This is a genomic window from Paenibacillus sp. J22R98 (assembly GCF_059383835.1).
Genome location: NZ_JBXENW010000008.1, coordinates 24,198 through 39,868, shown reverse-complemented (window position 1 = coordinate 39,868; position 15,671 = coordinate 24,198). Strand labels below are relative to the sequence as shown.

13 protein-coding genes are annotated in these 15,671 nt (G+C 53.1%); all 13 read left to right on the top strand.

Annotated elements, in window-relative coordinates:
• The first annotated feature begins 16 nt into the window (after positions 1 to 16).
• On the top strand, positions 17 to 1,726 hold the full coding sequence (locus tag AC50Y3_RS21365) for an extracellular solute-binding protein (protein ID WP_494820749.1): 1,710 nt from the start codon (positions 17 to 19) through the stop codon (positions 1,724 to 1,726).
• A 102-nt stretch (positions 1,727 to 1,828) separates the two neighbouring features.
• Positions 1,829 to 3,556, top strand: coding sequence for a sensor histidine kinase (locus AC50Y3_RS21360; protein ID WP_494820748.1), 1,728 nt, complete (start codon positions 1,829 to 1,831; stop codon positions 3,554 to 3,556).
• Between the two features lie 34 nt (positions 3,557 to 3,590).
• Positions 3,591 to 5,141, top strand: a complete 1,551-nt coding sequence (locus AC50Y3_RS21355) for a response regulator (protein ID WP_494820747.1) — start codon at positions 3,591 to 3,593, stop codon at positions 5,139 to 5,141.
• A gap of 128 nt (positions 5,142 to 5,269) precedes the next feature.
• Positions 5,270 to 6,520 carry a M24 family metallopeptidase gene (locus AC50Y3_RS21350; RefSeq protein WP_494820746.1) on the top strand — a complete coding sequence of 417 codons (1,251 nt, stop codon included), beginning with the start codon at positions 5,270 to 5,272 and terminating at the stop codon, positions 6,518 to 6,520.
• A gap of 229 nt (positions 6,521 to 6,749) precedes the next feature.
• Positions 6,750 to 7,796: a mannonate dehydratase gene (uxuA, locus tag AC50Y3_RS21345; protein WP_494820745.1), complete on the top strand. Its 1,047-nt coding sequence runs from the start codon at positions 6,750 to 6,752 to the stop codon at positions 7,794 to 7,796.
• A gap of 14 nt (positions 7,797 to 7,810) precedes the next feature.
• The gene (locus AC50Y3_RS21340; protein WP_494820979.1) at positions 7,811 to 8,680 is read left to right on the top strand and encodes a sugar phosphate isomerase/epimerase family protein; all 870 of its coding nucleotides are present in this window, start codon (positions 7,811 to 7,813) and stop codon (positions 8,678 to 8,680) included.
• Positions 8,677 to 9,849: a Gfo/Idh/MocA family protein gene (locus tag AC50Y3_RS21335; RefSeq protein WP_494820744.1), complete on the top strand. Its 1,173-nt coding sequence runs from the start codon at positions 8,677 to 8,679 to the stop codon at positions 9,847 to 9,849. The genes AC50Y3_RS21340 and AC50Y3_RS21335 overlap by 4 nt, the downstream gene beginning before the upstream one ends.
• Positions 9,850 to 9,886: 37 nt before the next feature.
• A complete protein-coding gene (locus tag AC50Y3_RS21330) occupies positions 9,887 to 10,690 on the top strand; it encodes a sugar phosphate isomerase/epimerase family protein (protein ID WP_494820743.1) in 804 nt (267 codons plus the stop codon).
• Positions 10,677 to 11,762 (top strand): Gfo/Idh/MocA family protein, encoded by a 1,086-nt coding sequence (locus AC50Y3_RS21325; RefSeq protein WP_494820742.1) that lies wholly within the window; start codon positions 10,677 to 10,679, stop codon positions 11,760 to 11,762. Before AC50Y3_RS21330 ends, AC50Y3_RS21325 begins: the two co-directional genes overlap by 14 nt.
• An 89-nt stretch (positions 11,763 to 11,851) precedes the next feature.
• Positions 11,852 to 12,721 carry a helix-turn-helix domain-containing protein gene (locus AC50Y3_RS21320; RefSeq protein ID WP_494820741.1) on the top strand — a complete coding sequence of 290 codons (870 nt, stop codon included), beginning with the start codon at positions 11,852 to 11,854 and terminating at the stop codon, positions 12,719 to 12,721.
• A gap of 40 nt (positions 12,722 to 12,761) precedes the next feature.
• The gene (locus tag AC50Y3_RS21315) at positions 12,762 to 13,538 is read left to right on the top strand and encodes an SDR family oxidoreductase (RefSeq protein WP_494820978.1); all 777 of its coding nucleotides are present in this window, start codon (positions 12,762 to 12,764) and stop codon (positions 13,536 to 13,538) included.
• A 130-nt stretch (positions 13,539 to 13,668) separates the two neighbouring features.
• Entirely contained in the window at positions 13,669 to 14,568 is a 900-nt protein-coding gene (locus tag AC50Y3_RS21310; protein ID WP_494820740.1) for a LysR family transcriptional regulator, read from the top strand.
• 208 nt (positions 14,569 to 14,776) lie between these two features.
• Complete coding sequence (locus tag AC50Y3_RS21305) at positions 14,777 to 15,643, top strand: transporter substrate-binding domain-containing protein (protein WP_494820739.1); 867 nt, start codon at positions 14,777 to 14,779, stop codon at positions 15,641 to 15,643.
• Positions 15,644 to 15,671 lie beyond the last annotated feature (28 nt).

Here is a 15,671-nt window from a genome sequence, read left to right as displayed (position 1 = left end):
GAGGGGATCACGAGCCATGAGAAAGAAAATGACCTATTCCGTATTAGCCGTTCTATTGGCTTCCGTTACGATGCTGAACGCCTGCTCCGACAACTCGACAAACAACGGCGCTGCCAATAATGGGACGGCGGATAACGGAGGCAGCAATAACACCGCGACGGATAATAGCAGCGGAAATGGGGGCAGCGGCAAGGCTGAGCCGCCGCTCAAAGAGCTTGATTTTCCGGATGCGTTTCCGAAAGTCCCGGCGGCAGTGGATAAATCCAGCTATGCCTACGACGATATGAGCAAATCCTACGACCTGGATATTATGGTATCCGGCTCCTTCAACCAGTCGGTACCTGAGGATAAGGTGAAGGAATTTCTGGAGAAGCAGTTCAACGTGAAGCTGAAATTCACGAGCATGAACGCGGATGATCTGAAGAATTCCGTCAGCGTGCGCTTTGCTTCCGGGGACGAACCGGACATGGTCATGATGCCGAACAAGGATGTCGCCTTATCGCTATATAATGCCGGCCAGCTGCTTGATGGCAAAGAAGTACTGCCATACATGCCGCAGGCTATGGAATATGTCACGAAGGAATACAAGAACTGGGCCACCACGAAGGATGACCAACTGATTGGGGTGCCGCGTTACAGCGTGTTCCCGGACAACTGGGCTTATTTTATCCGCCAGGACTGGTTGAAGGAATTTGGCATGAGCATGCCAACGAATGAAGACGAGCTGTTCGCTTATGCGAAAGCAGTCGTCGAGAAGGATCCTAACAAGAACGGCAAAGCCGATACCTGGTTGATGGGCGCTGCGGGTGCAGGCAACGGGTGGTCCATGATGGATGCGCTGAAGACGATGTATGGCCATCCAAGCTGGAATGAGCAGGACGGCAAGATCAATCATCCGATGCTGGATGGTACGACCAAACAGTTCCTGCAGTTTGTGAAGAAGTTGTACGACAACAAGCTGCTTGCGCCGGACTGGTATACGATTGGCTGGGAGCCGTTCAAAGCCTACAGCTTGAACGATCAGATCGGCCTCGTCTGGTACCCGGGCTGGAATATCGTGCAGGAGCAGTACGATGCGAAGAAGAAGGATGCAGTCGCAGCTACGCTGTGGGAACCGCTCAATCCGCTTAAATCAAGCGACGGTAAAGGCGGGATGTACGGACCGGGCGGCAATCCGGGCGGCATGTTCATTTTCTCCAAGAAGCTGCAGGATGACCAAGGAAAATTGATGCGTCTTGCCCATATGCTCGATACGATGATTTATCCAAACGAGAATTACTGGGCCGTTTCACAAGGCGGCGGGCCGGAAATCTTCCCGGATGACTCTACCGTAAAGCTGAATGATGATGGTACGAACGTCTTCTTCATCAAGGATTCGCACATCTCGAAGGTGAAGCCGGAATATCAATCGCTCGCAGACTGGCAGTTCTTCGGCTACACACTGATCTGGCAAGTCTATGACGACGAGCCGGTTGGCGTAACCGGAAGCAAATGGAATCAGCAGGTTATCGCCATGCCGCGTTATAAGAACTTTGATATGAATCTGACGCTCGACGGCCCGACAAGCCAGAAGCTGACGGATTTCCAGAACAAGAATGAAATCTCCTTCGTACTCGGCAAACGTTCCTTTGACGATTGGGACAATTATGTGGAAGAATGGAAGAAAGCAGGCGGACAGAAGCTCATCGACGATGCTGCCGCGCAGCTGGGCGTAGAGAAACAATAAGGAACTACTGGTATTCGGTATACTCATGAATGTGCAGCTGTGCATTCGTGAGTATACTTGTCTATTTACGGGATAACGCCGCCATGGAAGGGTGCATCTGGATTGAATCCTCGCTTCGCGCTTGGTTCACGCGCTAAATTGATTCTACTCTTGTTCATACCAAGCACGTTGTTCGTGTTTTTCGTCGTTCAGATCGCCAAGGACTATACGCTCGGGTTCCTCCGGGAAACGCAAAACGAAGCACTTGCCGGCATGTCCAGTCAGGTCACGCACTTAATCTCTATCTACAATAGCGAAATCACCTATAACATGCTGGAAATGGAACAGACGATCAAGCAGGAGGGCGGCTCTGGCGATAATCTGAGCAGCTCCATGCATACAGCCGCGCAAATCCGCTCGGACTTTGTTCGAGGCATCGTTTATATTCGCAAGGATGGCGTCATTACGGGGTATCCGCAAAATTTCTGGGGCAATTTCTCGGAAAAGGAAGAACAGCTTGTGCGGAAGCAGGCGGAAGAGAGCCGAGGCGTGTTCGAATGGTCGGATACGATCCGCTCCGATATCGGCCGAACGGGGGCTTACGGCCCGACAAGCCTAGTGACGAAGACCGTTTTCGACGAAGAAGGCCATCCGTCCGGTTATCTGGCCTTTCTCGTAGATTTATCTGCATTTCTGGATCGAAGCGCAGCCTTCGCCGGCAGCTACGATACGCAGACGCTGCTCTATGGCAGCGACAATCAATTGATCGACTACATCTGGGCAAGCCCGTCAACGCAGGGCAGAAGAAAGCTCGTTGAGGAGAAGAACGTAGAGACGCTGCCGCAGGCACTGCAGTATTTCAAGGAAGCCGGCGTCTATCATTCCGTCTCGTATATGAATACGAACCTGAAATGGAAGGTCATCGTCGTTGGTGACGTCAATAAGCTGGAGAACCGGTTCAAGCCGCTCGGGCAGATCGCTTGGTCGCTGCTGCTGTTCGGTCTAATCGGGTTTCTGGGTATATATATTACGGTTTCTTGGTGGTTTACGAGGCCGATTCTCGCATTGACCAAAGGAATTCGCAAGGTTGCCAGAGGCGACCTGGAAGCAAAGGTGCAGGTGAAGCAGCGGGACGAGTTAGGTGAGCTGGCGAATCAGTTTAACCAGATGACCGGCAAAATATCCGATCTTGTCATCGGCCTCCAGCGAACGGAGGAGGCAAAACGCCAATCCGACATGCAGGTGCTGCTGTCGCAGATCAATCCGCATTTTCTGTACAATACGCTGAATACGATCGACATCATGATTGACGTCAGCCCCAAACCGGAGCTGCACGAGATGATGGAGGTGCTGTGTCGGCTGCTTCAATACAGCCTGGACGACAACAAACAGCCGCCTCTGGTAGATGAACTGCGTTATGCCAGCGACTATTTGCATATCTTATCCGTCCGCTACGGCAACCGCTTCCAATTTCGGATCGGAACGGCCCCGCCGGAGATCGCGCAGATGCCGGTCATGAAGCTGGTGCTGCAGCCGATCGTAGAGAACGCGGTGTTTCACGGCCTGCATGCATTGGAAGGAAGGCAAGGTGAGCTCGACGTCTCGGTTCATGTCGAGGAACGAGCGGTCGCGATTTATGTGCGAGACAACGGTGTCGGCATTCCGGAAGAGAGGCTGGAATGGCTGCGGCAGGCACTGCGGGAGGATGTGGATCCGGGCAGCGAGCGCGGCATCGGGGTGCTAAACGTTCATCGGCGGATTCGGCTTCATTTTGGAGAACGTTACGGCTTATCCATCCGCAGTGAATACGGGGAAGGAACGACTGTCGTCATTCTATTGCCACGGCTTTAAGAGAGCCAAACTCTCTATTACAGGAGGTTAGCGAATGAATGAACCTACTTTTCGCCTGCTTATCGTCGATGATGAACCTTTAGCCAGGATGCGGATTCGTTCATTCGATTTGGCGGCCCGCGGTTATGAGATCGCTGGGGAAGCGGAGAACGGCGAGCAGGCTTGGCGGATGATTGAGAAACTGCAGCCGGATATAGTGATCGCGGATATTGGTATGCCGATACTGGATGGTTTGGGCTTATTAAAACGAATCCGCGGCATGACATCCCCGCCTGCAGTTATTCTGTTAACGTGTTTCGAGGATTTCGAGAAGGTGCAAAGCGCGATGCGAAACGGTGCAGCCGATTATTTGACCAAGCTGCTGCTAAGCGAGACGGAATTCATTTCCTGTCTGGACAGGGCGGTCGAGGAAATCCGCAAGGCGCGCATGCAGAAGCATTGGACGCTGAGGCAGCTGCTGCAGGATTGGCTGCTCTCGGGGGGCGCATCCGCATCCGCGGAGGCGTTAGCAAACGAATTGTCGGCCTTCAAGCAATTCAGGCTCGGACTGCTGCGATTTCCCAGTGATGTCAAGCATGATGCGGCGCTGATGATCGATGCTTACGAGAAGGAATTTGCCCCGTATACGTCATTCATTATTCGGTTGACGGAGCCGTTGTGGGCAGTCCTGCTCGCATCGAGTGAGCCGAATGGCAGCGCGGATTTCAATGCCTGGACCATGCACACATTGAAGCAGGGCTATGACGAATGCCTGGGCCGAGGTATTGAGCCGCTCCAAGCGCTATCGGGCTTCAAGTATAAACTGGCTCAGCTGCCGGATGCACTCGCAACATGCCGCAAGCTGCTCGAGCAGGCTTTCTATGAACCTAAAGGCTGCGTCATCGTCGGTGAGAACAGCCCGGAAGCAGAGGCTTCTTCATCATCGAATGCCAGACTGAAGGTGCTCTATGCCGATATTAAGAAGGCGGCGGAGGAGGACGATACTGCTGCACTTGCGACACTGCTGAATGCATGGCGAGATGAGATTGCCATGTATGCAAAGCCGGGCACCGAACAGCTGAAGCACGCGGGCTTCGAGCTCAGCAGCTGTTTCCGGGAAGACTTTGACTTGGAGACAACGGAGAGAGCGATTGCTGCTCGCGAATGGATTCTGTCCGCGATTGAGCATTGCGAGCATGTCAGCAGCCTCTCTATTATCATCACACAGTTGATCGATAGCTTAAACCGCAGGACAATGCCCGTTCATCGCTGCCGCCAAGAAATCCGCGATGCCATCAAGTATATTCGCAGCAACTATCAGGAGGACATCGATCTGGTCACCGTTGCCCGCCAGGTAAACTTGAGCCCGAGTTGGTTCGGAACGCTGTTCCGCAATGAGACGGGACACAGCTTCTTGGATTACCTTCAGGACTTCCGGCTGGAACAGGCAAAGGCTATGGTGGCACAATCAGATCTCAAAATCTATGAAATTTCCACGTTAGTCGGGATTGCGAACCCGAGATATTTCTCGCGGTTGTTCAGTGATAAATACCGGATTAGTCCGCAGGATTACCGAAGCAAGGCAAGAAGTAAGCTGCTTGGATGACCTGCTGGATGGCAAATAACCAATCGATTGGACAATCACAAGAGCAGCGGAGCTGACGTCAAGTTGACGGAGCCGCTGTTCTTTTGTTGTAATGGAGGAAATAAGCTTGGAGCAAGGAGCGATTGCGCGTGCAGGTGAACAGTGGAACGGTAGAAACGATACAGGTGCAGCAGAACGAAATCGCGGAGCGTATAAATCGGCTGCAGCAGTTCATGGCCCAAGCGGGCATCCATGCTTTTCTGGTCACGCAGCATGTGGATCTTTATTATTTTACAGGCTCGATGCAGGCCGGGTACGCATTTATTCCTGCTGAAGGCGCGGCAGTATTCTATGTGAGACGTAGTGTGGAGCGGGCGTTGCAAGAGTCGGCCGTTCAAGTGCAGGCGTTAAACTCGCTGCGCCAATTCCGCGCTCAGCTGGAGCAGGACCATCCTGCTGTGTTTGGCAACGCCAACGGCGCTCAAGTGGTGAAGATTGCTACGGAGATGGATGTGCTGCCGGCATCCACATTCGCCAAGCTGGCTGAAGTACTGGCGGGCAGCAGCAACGATTGCTCTCTGGTAGACGGTTCGACGCTCGTTCGACGAGTTCGGATGGTGAAGTCGCCGTGGGAGATTGGCCGTATTGAAGCAGCCGCACAGGTTGTCGCAGAAGCGCTGGAAGCCGCTGTAGGCATCATTAAAGAAGGCCTGACGGAGCTTGAGCTGATGGCTCGAATCGAATATGAAATTCGTATTCGCGGTCATATCGGATTGATGCGTACCCGCAGCTACAACATGGAAATTACAACCGGCATGCTGGGCTCAGGCGCTGCGGCTGCCGTTCCGAGTGCGTTCGATGGTCCGGCAGGAGGCCTCGGCCTTGGACCTGCGTTTCCGCAAAGCACGAGCCGCAAATCCATCGGCAGAGGGGAGCCGATCCTCATTGACATCGGCTGCTGCATCGATGGCTATATTATCGATCAGACCCGAACCGCAGTGATTGGCAATCTGCCTGATGACTTGGCGGAAGCCTATGCGCAGGCGGAGCGCATCATTCGCCAATCGGAGGTGCTGATGCGTCCGGGCACATCCAGCGAATCGATCTATGCGGCGGCGCTGAAACAAGCTGCTGATGCAGGGCTTGCCGATCATTTTATGGGGTATGGCATCAATCAGGTCAAATTTCTCGGCCATGGCATCGGGCTTGAAGTCGATGAGTGGCCTGTGCTTGCGAAAGGTTTCAGCGATCCGCTCGAAGCAGGCATTACACTTGCGGTAGAGCCCAAATTCACATTTCCGGGACGCGGTGTCGTCGGCATCGAGAATAGTTACCTCATTACCGATACCGGCTGCCGGCCTCTCACAAGATCGCCTGAAGGGCTGATCCTTATCCCATAATAAAGAAGCTGACTGTGAGTCAACGATATGTTGTCCGCAGACAGCTTCTTTGCGTTTCCAGCTGCCTCCAGCTTGACTCAAATGCGGTACTTCTCTCTTAGATTTAACTGTGGTTAAGGTAATCGGCAAAGCCGATTTCTATTGGACTTTGCTGTGCTACAATAATGCTGAATCTATATGCCAATAAGCGGAAATCGACCAATCTACCCAATCTAAGAGGTGCTGTACGATGAAAATGACGTTTAGATGGTTTGGCAATGATGACCCGGTCACCTTGCAAAATATCCGCCAAATTCCTGGGATTCACGAGATTGTAACCGCACTTTACGACGTGCCGGTCGGTGAAGCATGGCCGGTGGAATCCATCAATCGGCTGAAAGAAACCATCGAGGCTGCAGGGCTGCGGCTAGCAGTGATCGAGAGTGTTCCCGTGCATGAGGACATCAAGCTGGGACGACCTTCTCGCGATCGTCTTATTGAAAATTACAGTCAAACGATTCGCCGCCTTGGCGAAGCCGGGGTGCCTGTCATCTGCTACAACTTTATGCCCGTGTTCGACTGGACACGCTCACAATTAGCTTACACACTGCCGGATGGGTCCACGACCTTGACGTTCGAGGACGAAACGATTTCCCGCATGGATCCGGTGAACGGCGACTTGTCGCTGCCGGGCTGGGATCAAAGCTACACCAAGGAAGAGATGGGGCAGCTCATTGACGCTTACGCCGAAGTAACGGAAGACGTGCTTTGGAGCAACCTTGCTTACTTCTTGGAGCGCGTCATTCCCGTCGCCGAAGAGGCTGGCATCGTCATGGCCATTCACCCCGATGATCCGCCATGGCCAATCTTTGGCCTGCCGCGTATCGTAAGCAATTTCAGTCAATTGAAACGGCTGACCGAGCATGTGAACAGCCCTTCGAACGGCATTACATTCTGTTCCGGCTCGCTTGGTGCGAACGAAGATAACGACTTAACTGCGATCATCCGCCATTTTGGCTCACAAGGTAAGCTGCATTTTGCCCATACAAGAAACATCCTTCGTACAGGTCCGCGTTCCTTCCAAGAATCGTCGCATCGCTCGTCCGACGGCTCCATCGATATGGTACGGATATTGGAGGCGCTGCACGAAACCGGATTTACCGGACCGCTTCGTCCGGATCACGGTCGTATGATTTGGGGCGAGCAAGGCCGTCCCGGCTACGGACTCTATGATCGCGCGCTCGGTGCAACGTATTTGAACGGGATTTGGGAAGCGATTTCAAAGACAAGGAGCTGACCGCGAGCCATATGTTGAAATTATCTGTATTTACGGTTGCAACACCGGATCTTACACCGGAGGCGTTATGCGAAGCGGCAGCAGCTGCAGGAATCAGCGGCATCGAATGGCGCTGCAAAGACACGCCGGCAGAGCTCCGCAACGAGGCGCCTTCCTTCTGGGGCAACAATATCTGCACACTCTCGCAGCATGCAAATGAGGAAGAGATCAGCCGTTTCGAGCAAGCGGCGAATCGATCCGGTAGGAAGACCATCTCCATTACGCCCTATATCCAATGCGGCGATATTGAAAGTACGGAGCAGGTCATGCGGCTTGCGAAACGTTTTGGCGCATCCATGATTCGCGTGGGCGTTCCCGGTTACAACCGCACTCGCAATTACAACGAGCTCTACGAGGAAGCGATCGCGTACCTCAAAGAGGTAGAGCAGCTGTCCCGCCATTATGGTGTTAAAGCACTGGTTGAAGCGCACCACGTGACAATTGCGCCAAGTGCATCGCTCGCGCACCGGCTCGTATCGCCTTTCGATCCGGATTGCATCGGCGTGCTCTATGATCCTGGCAACATGGTATACGAAGGCTTCGAGAATTACCGGATGGGTTTGGAGCTGCTCGGTCCGTATTTGGCCCATGTTCATGTTAAGAATGCAGGCTGGCAGCCGCCAGGCACGGAATCATCGGACCCGCTGCAATCGCAAGAATGGTCTTGCAGCTGGAGCCCCATTGCCAATGGCCAAGTGCCGTGGAAGCAAGTACTCCGCGACCTGAAGGCGGTCGGATATGACGGCTGGTTTGGTGTGGAGGATTTCAGCACGACCTTTGATACAAGAACGATGCTGCAAACATATGCCAATCAAATGAAAACTTGGATGGAGGAGATCGAATGAAACAGCTTCGCTACGGTATTATCGGAATCGGAAACATGGGCTCAGGACATGCAAACATCCTGACTTCGGGCACAATCAAGGGGGCCGTGCTCACCGCGGTCTGTGATGGTTTCGAGAGCAAACGGGATTGGGCAAGAGAGAAGTTCGGCGATAAAGTCGCCGTGTTTGAGAGCGCGGAAGCCATGATCGATTCGGGCCTTATTGACGCCGTTGTTGTGGCTACACCGCATTATGATCATCCAACGGAAGCCATTCAAGCTTTCAACAAAGGCATGCATGTACTGATCGAGAAACCTGCAGGCGTCTATGCCAAACAGGTGCGGGAGATGAACGAAGCGGCTGCGGCAAGCGGCAAAACCTTCGGTATCGTCTACAACCAGCGGATGAACCCGCTCTATCAGAAGCTGCGCGAAATGATTCAATCCGGCGAGATCGGCGAAGTCCGCCGTATCAACTGGATTATCACCAACTGGTACCGGACGCAGGCGTACTACGACTCCGGCACATGGCGCGCAACATGGGGCGGCGAAGGCGGCGGCGTACTGATCAACCAATGCCCGCATAACCTTGATTTGTGGCAGTGGACAACAGGCATGATGCCAACCAGAATGCGCGCATTCTGCCAATTCGGCAAGAATCGGAATATTGAAGTCGAGAACGACGTCACCGCTTACGCCGAATATGAGAACGGGGCAACGGCGGTATTCATCACCTCCACCTCGGATGCGCCGGGCACGAATCGCCTTGAAGTATCGGGAAGCCGCGGCAAAATCGTCATCGAGAACGATAAGATGACCTTCTGGCGTCTGCGCGAAGAAGAAGCTGCATTCAACGCCCGCAACACGGAACCGTTCGCTTCGCCGGAATGCTGGAAGATCGATATCCCAAGCTCAGGACCGAGCCCGGAGCATGCAGGTATTTTGCAAAACTTCACGGATGCCGTTCTGCTTGGAACGCCGCTAGTTGCGCCCGGCCAAGAAGGAATCAAAGGCTTAACGCTCTCCAATGCGATGCATTTGTCCACGTGGCTGGACGGATGGGTGGATCTGCCGCTGGACGAAGCGCTGCATGAAGCGGAGCTGAATAAACGCATCGCAAGCTCAACGTTCCAGAAGCCATCTACGGCTGCAGCAGAAACCAAACCGGCTGATCTGACAGGTACGTTCTAATACATCCAATTCATTCATTTAAGGGAGAGTGACCCGATTGTATAAGAAGCAAATCGCTGCTCAGCTCTACACGCTCCGTGACTATTGCAAGACAGCCGAGGATCTGGACGCCGCGTTGAAGCGCGTCAAAGCCATCGGTTACGATGCTGTGCAAGTGTCCGGCATTGGTCCCATCGCACCGGATGAAGTGAAACGCATTTGCGACGGCCACGGCTTGGCCATCTGCGCCACTCACGTGCCGACCAACCGTCTGCTGAACGATCTTGACGCGCTTATTGCGGAGCACCAAGCATGGGGCTGCAAATATGTCGGCATCGGCTCTATTCCGCCGGAGTATCGGAATGACAAAGCTGGCTACACGGCCTTTGCGGGAATTATGAACGAGATCGGCGATAAGCTGGCGGAAGCCGGCCTGGAACTGATCTACCACAATCATAAATTCGAATTCGAGAAGTTCGATGGCAAGACCGGCATGGATTGGCTGCTTGATGCCAAAGACAGCCCAAGCGGCGCATTCAGCTTCGAGCTGGATACGTACTGGGTGCAAGCCGGCGGAGCCGACCCTGTAAGCTGGATCATGAAGGTTGCAGACATGAAGGTCGTCCATCTCAAGGATATGGCGATCGTAAACGATCAGCAGGTATTCGCCGAAATCGGCGAAGGCAACCTGAACTGGCCGGCGATTATCGAAGCTTGCCGCGAAACGGGCGTTGAATGGTATGTCGTGGAGCAGGACGTTTGCCCCGGCGATCCGTTCAAGAGCTTAGCGATCAGCTACCGCGCGCTGCAGCAGTTAGCCTACCAAACGGAAGAGGAGTTGAAGGGCGATGTCAGGGTTTAATCGCAGCGACGGCATGAACTATGCGCCGGTAGCGATCAAGAAACCGGAACCGGTTGTCGGCATCGGCGAGTTCGTATTCGCCGCCATGGGCCTCGACCACGGCCATATTTACGGTCAGACGAACGGCCTCCTCGAAGCAGGTGCGACGCTGAAATGGGTATACGACCGCGATCCGGCTAAGGTTGAGCAGTTTCTGAAGGTCTACCCGCAGGCGACAGCTGCCGCTTCGCCGGAGATGATCCTCGAAGACCCGCAGGTCAAGTTGGTCGCGTCTGCCGCCATTCCATCTGATCGTGGCCCCCTTGGCGTCGCGGTCATGAAGCACGGCAAAGATTATTTCACCGACAAAACCCCGTTCACCACGCTGGAGCAGCTCGCGGAGGCGCGGGAAGTAGAGGCGATGACGGGACGCAAGTACATGGTCTACTACAGCGAACGGCTGCACAACGAAAGTGCGATCTATGCCGGCAAGTTGCTGGAGGAAGGCGCCATCGGACGCGTCGTTCAGGTGATCGGCACCGGCCCGCACAGGCTGAACAAGCCATCGCGTCCGGATTGGTTTTTCCGCAAGGAACAGTACGGCGGCATTCTGTGCGATATCGGCAGCCATCAAATCGAGCAATTCCTGCACTTTGCAGGCTGTAAGGACGCGACTGTGGCGAGCAGTAAAGTCGCCAACTACAGCAACCCGGACTATCCGGAGCTCGAGGACTTTGGCGATGCAACGCTCATCGGCGACAACGGAGCGACGAATTATTTTCGCGTGGACTGGTTAACGCCGAACGGATTAGGCACCTGGGGCGACGGTCGGACGATTATTCTCGGCACGGACGGGTATATCGAGCTGCGCAAATATATCGATGTGGCGCGCGACAAGAGCGGCGATCACATCTATCTGGTCAACCACGAAGGGGAGCATCACCTCTCCGTTGGCGGCCAGGTCGGCTTCCCGTACTTCGGCGAGTTGATTCTCGACTGCCTTAACCGGACGGAGAATGCAATGACGCAGGCACATGCCTTTAAGGCGGCAGAGCTCTGTATGCTCGCGCAAAATAAAGCCGTCCGTTTGTAAAGGAATCTATACAATGGTGATGTGCGACATGGTAAAATCATTTCATTAGGATGCGCCCTGACACGGCGCCTCAAATGGAGGGGAACTGTGTGCCGCTCACGATGCAATGGCAGCAGCCGATCGAGCTGATGTACCGGAACGACGAACCGTATCCGGGCGCTCAATTTCATTCGCATGCCTTTTATGAACTGTATTATTTTCAAGAAGGCGAATGCAATTATTTGATCGGCGATAAGCTGATTACACTCCAGCCCGGTGATTTAATACTCATGCATGGAATGACGCTTCATTGTCCAAACCCGGCACCGCATAGGCCTTATATTCGCACGATTATACATATGGATCCGGCTTACATCCATAAAGTGCTTCAAGCGGATACGGCGGCGATGCTGCTGAAACCGTTCGATGAGCTGCGCAATATCCGTATTTCGCTCAGCCCGCAGGATCAAGCAGAGCTTGAAACGCTGCTTGCGGAGATGGATCAGCTGTATAAGCGAACGAACGATGCGGGCGTGCGAACGGCCTATAATCGGTTTGTCATGCGGGTCATCGAGCTGCTTCATCTCATTCGGGATTGGTGCAGCGAGCCGGTTAATGAGCGGGAGCATCGTTCCCAGAAAGAGCAGCATGTTCAGCGTGTCATCTCTTACTTGGAGGATCATTACCTCGAGGAAGTGACGCTCGACCATATTGCCAGTGCGCTCCATTTAACGAAACCTTACCTGTCCAACCTCTTTAAAGATGTTACCGGCACGACGGTATTCAAATACTTATACAACCGGCGGATCAATCAGGCCAAAATGATGTTTCGGCTCGAGCCCAGGCAGTCGGTTTCGGAGGTTTGCCGCGCTGTAGGGTTCCACCATCTGCCGCATTTCAGCAGACTGTTCAAAACGACAGTCGGTGCAAGTCCGGAGACGTACCGGAAGCGGATGCTCCAGCTCGTTGCCGAAAGCTAAAAGCCTTGCGTGCGCCGCCGCACATTCGGAGGCGTTCAATATCGGAAGCTCATTGTTTGATTTAACGGGCCGTACGGCGGTCCTAATTAGCGGCGCAAGTACGCTTGGCAGCGTCATGGCTGAAGCGATGCTTGACCATGGTGCGCATATGGCGCTTGTCGTCCGCAGCAAGGAAAGAGCGGAAGAGAAGCTTGCCCATCTGCTTGAAACAGGCCGTGCTGCGCTGTTTGAGGCGGATGCCGCGGTGAAGGCAGATCTCGAGCGGGTGCTCGGCGAGATTAAAGACTGGGCGCCAAACGGTCGAGCGGATATTCTGCTGCATGCGGCCGGCACCAACAGTGCGACACCGTTCTTCGATATTACGGAAGAAGAATGGGATCGGATCATGGACGTCAACGCGAAGAGTGTTATGCTGGCCTGCCAGGTGTTCGGCCGATCGATGATTGATGCCGGTCATGGCGGAAGCATCATTACGATCAGCTCCGTTTCATCGGGACCGCCGCTCTCGCGCGTGTTCACGTATTCGGCTTCGAAGCATGCCGTGAACAGCATGACGCAATTTCTGGCGCGTGAATTCGCGCCGCATGGCGTACGTGTCAACGGCATCGTACCGGGGTTCTTCCCGGCGGAGCAGAACCGCGCCATTCTGTCGCCGGAGCGGGTGGAAAGCATTATGAGCCATACGCCGATGAAGCGCTTTGGCGATCCGAAGGAGCTGAAAGGGGCAGTCGTTTGGCTGGCTTCCGAGGCGGCATCCGGCTATGTCACGGGCTCGCTGATTCGCGTAGACGGCGGCTTTGGATCGATGACAATTTAACAATCCATACGGCTTGTTCCGCATCATATGTGGAACGGCCGTATTTTTTTACGAATATTCCACTTTACAAGATGCGAATTCCGAGTTATCTTATTGGATAAATATGTATTAGTGTGCGATCGATCCGGAGGTGGTTACCGTCAACATAGAAAATATCGAAGCGTTTGTGTACGTCATCCACTGCGGAAGCTTTAATAAAGCCGCAGAAGCTTTATTTTTATCCCAACCCTCTGTAACGGCACGCATACAATCACTGGAGCGTGAGCTTGATTGCAAGCTGTTCGACCGGAACGGCAAGCAGGTTCAAATAACGGAGGAGGGAAGAAGGTTCCTTCCGTATGCGCAACAGCTGTTACTGACCTATCAGAAGGGGAAGCTGAACATAAGCCGAAAGAAGATGCCGGAGGAATTCAGGATCGGCTGTACAGTTTCCGTATCCAACTACATCATCCCGCAGCTCATGCCGCGGCTTCAGCTTCAATTTCCGAACATCCACTATAAATTCGTCACAGGCACCACTGATGAGATTGTCTCCAAAACGCTCAATAAGGAAGTCGACGTCGGCTTCGTTCGCAAGGTGAATCATCCCTCCCTGCATTCCGTCAAATTTTACGAAGATCCAATTTCTCTCTATGCCTTCGAGGGTCATCCTTTCATCGGGAGAACAGACCTGTCAGTCGAAGAGATTGCACTGCAACCGCTCGTCTTCTTCGAATGCGGAGCACTGGACTGGCTCCGCATTCACCGCGTGTTTGAGCATTTGGAGCAGCCGCCCAACATTCGGATTCAGACGGACAATTCGGAGATGGCTAAACGGCTCGTCTTAGGTAAAATCGGTATTTCTTTCCTTCCCGGTCTAAGCGTACGAGGAGAAGTCGCCCAAGGAAAGCTGATTCCGCTTCGGGTGACGGAGACGGAAGGGATATCTTTGCAAACGAACGTCATCGCCTGCCTTGGCGAGCATACGCAGTTACTTTCGGAGATCATGGAAATTGGCAAACACCTATTCGACGAGCAAGACAAGGGCTGAACTAGATGTCGCAAGACAGGGTCAGCCCTTTCGTTTTATCTATACACTAAGTAAATGAATAGGAATTATCGGATTTTTTGATTCACATATTGAAAATCTCTATTAGACGATCGTTGATTGCGATGATATCGTTAATCTCAACATTAATTCTTACTTAACCACTAGGAATTATAAGTTTAAATAATCGAACAAAAACGGAGGGGTTACAATGAAAAAATCTATCGTCATGGCAGCAAGTCTTATTCTGATTCTCACAATGTCGGCTTGCGGTACCAAGAACAATAATGCAAGCAATGCAGCTACAAACAAGGTCGCGTCCGACACCACGGCTGCAGCCAACTCCGAAGCGCCGAAAGAAGTAAAGAAGATCGTCGTAGGAACAGGCAATCAGTTTCCTAAGGTTGCATTCGTCGACGAAAGCGGCAAGCTGACCGGCTATGACGTTGAATTGATCAGAGAGATCGATAAGCGTCTTCCCGAATACGAGTTCGACATTCAAGTACTGGAATTCAAAAATATTTTGCTAAGCCTTGAGACGAAGAAAATCGATTTGGCTGCTCACGAATTCGAGAAAAACCCGGAGCGCGAAGCCAAATACTTGTTCAACAAAGAGTCTTATGCACATTGGAAAAACAAAATCATCGTTGCCAAAGACAACAATGATGCGATTGAATCGCTCGACGATCTGAAAGGCAAAAAGATATTCACGACGGCTACGAGCGCTGAGGCGACGATTCTGGAGAACTACAACAAAGACCACGACAATGCGCTTAAGATTGTGTATTCCAGCGGGGCTGCGAATGACGCCTTGTCCCAAATTACTTCCGGCCGCGTTGATGCTACCGTAGGTGCGGACTTCGTGCTGCCGATCATCGATCCGGAAGGCAAGCTGAAAACCGTCGGCAAAGAGCTTAGCGAAGCGGATATTCTGTTCTTGTTCCGCAAGAACGATCCGGAGCAGCAGACGCTTGCGGATGCTGTAGACCGGGCGATTCTGGAAATCAAGGCAGACGGCACGTTAACCAAAATCAGCAATGAGTGGCTTGGATTCGACGCAACCGTATCTGAAAAATAGACACTATTCAAGAAAGGGTGAGGTCGGT

Excerpts from the sequence above, each read along its gene's own strand:
- AC50Y3_RS21305 (WP_494820739.1), top strand. The coding sequence starts at position 14,777 with ATGAAAAAATCTATCGTCATGGCAGCAAGTCTTATTCTGATTCTCACA.
- AC50Y3_RS21365 (WP_494820749.1), top strand. The coding sequence starts at position 17 with ATGAGAAAGAAAATGACCTATTCCGTATTAGCCGTTCTATTGGCTTCC.
- AC50Y3_RS21335 (WP_494820744.1), top strand. The coding sequence starts at position 8,677 with ATGAAACAGCTTCGCTACGGTATTATCGGAATCGGAAACATGGGCTCA.
- AC50Y3_RS21355 (WP_494820747.1), top strand. The coding sequence starts at position 3,591 with ATGAATGAACCTACTTTTCGCCTGCTTATCGTCGATGATGAACCTTTA.
- AC50Y3_RS21325 (WP_494820742.1), top strand. The coding sequence starts at position 10,677 with ATGTCAGGGTTTAATCGCAGCGACGGCATGAACTATGCGCCGGTAGCG.
- uxuA (WP_494820745.1), top strand. The coding sequence starts at position 6,750 with ATGAAAATGACGTTTAGATGGTTTGGCAATGATGACCCGGTCACCTTG.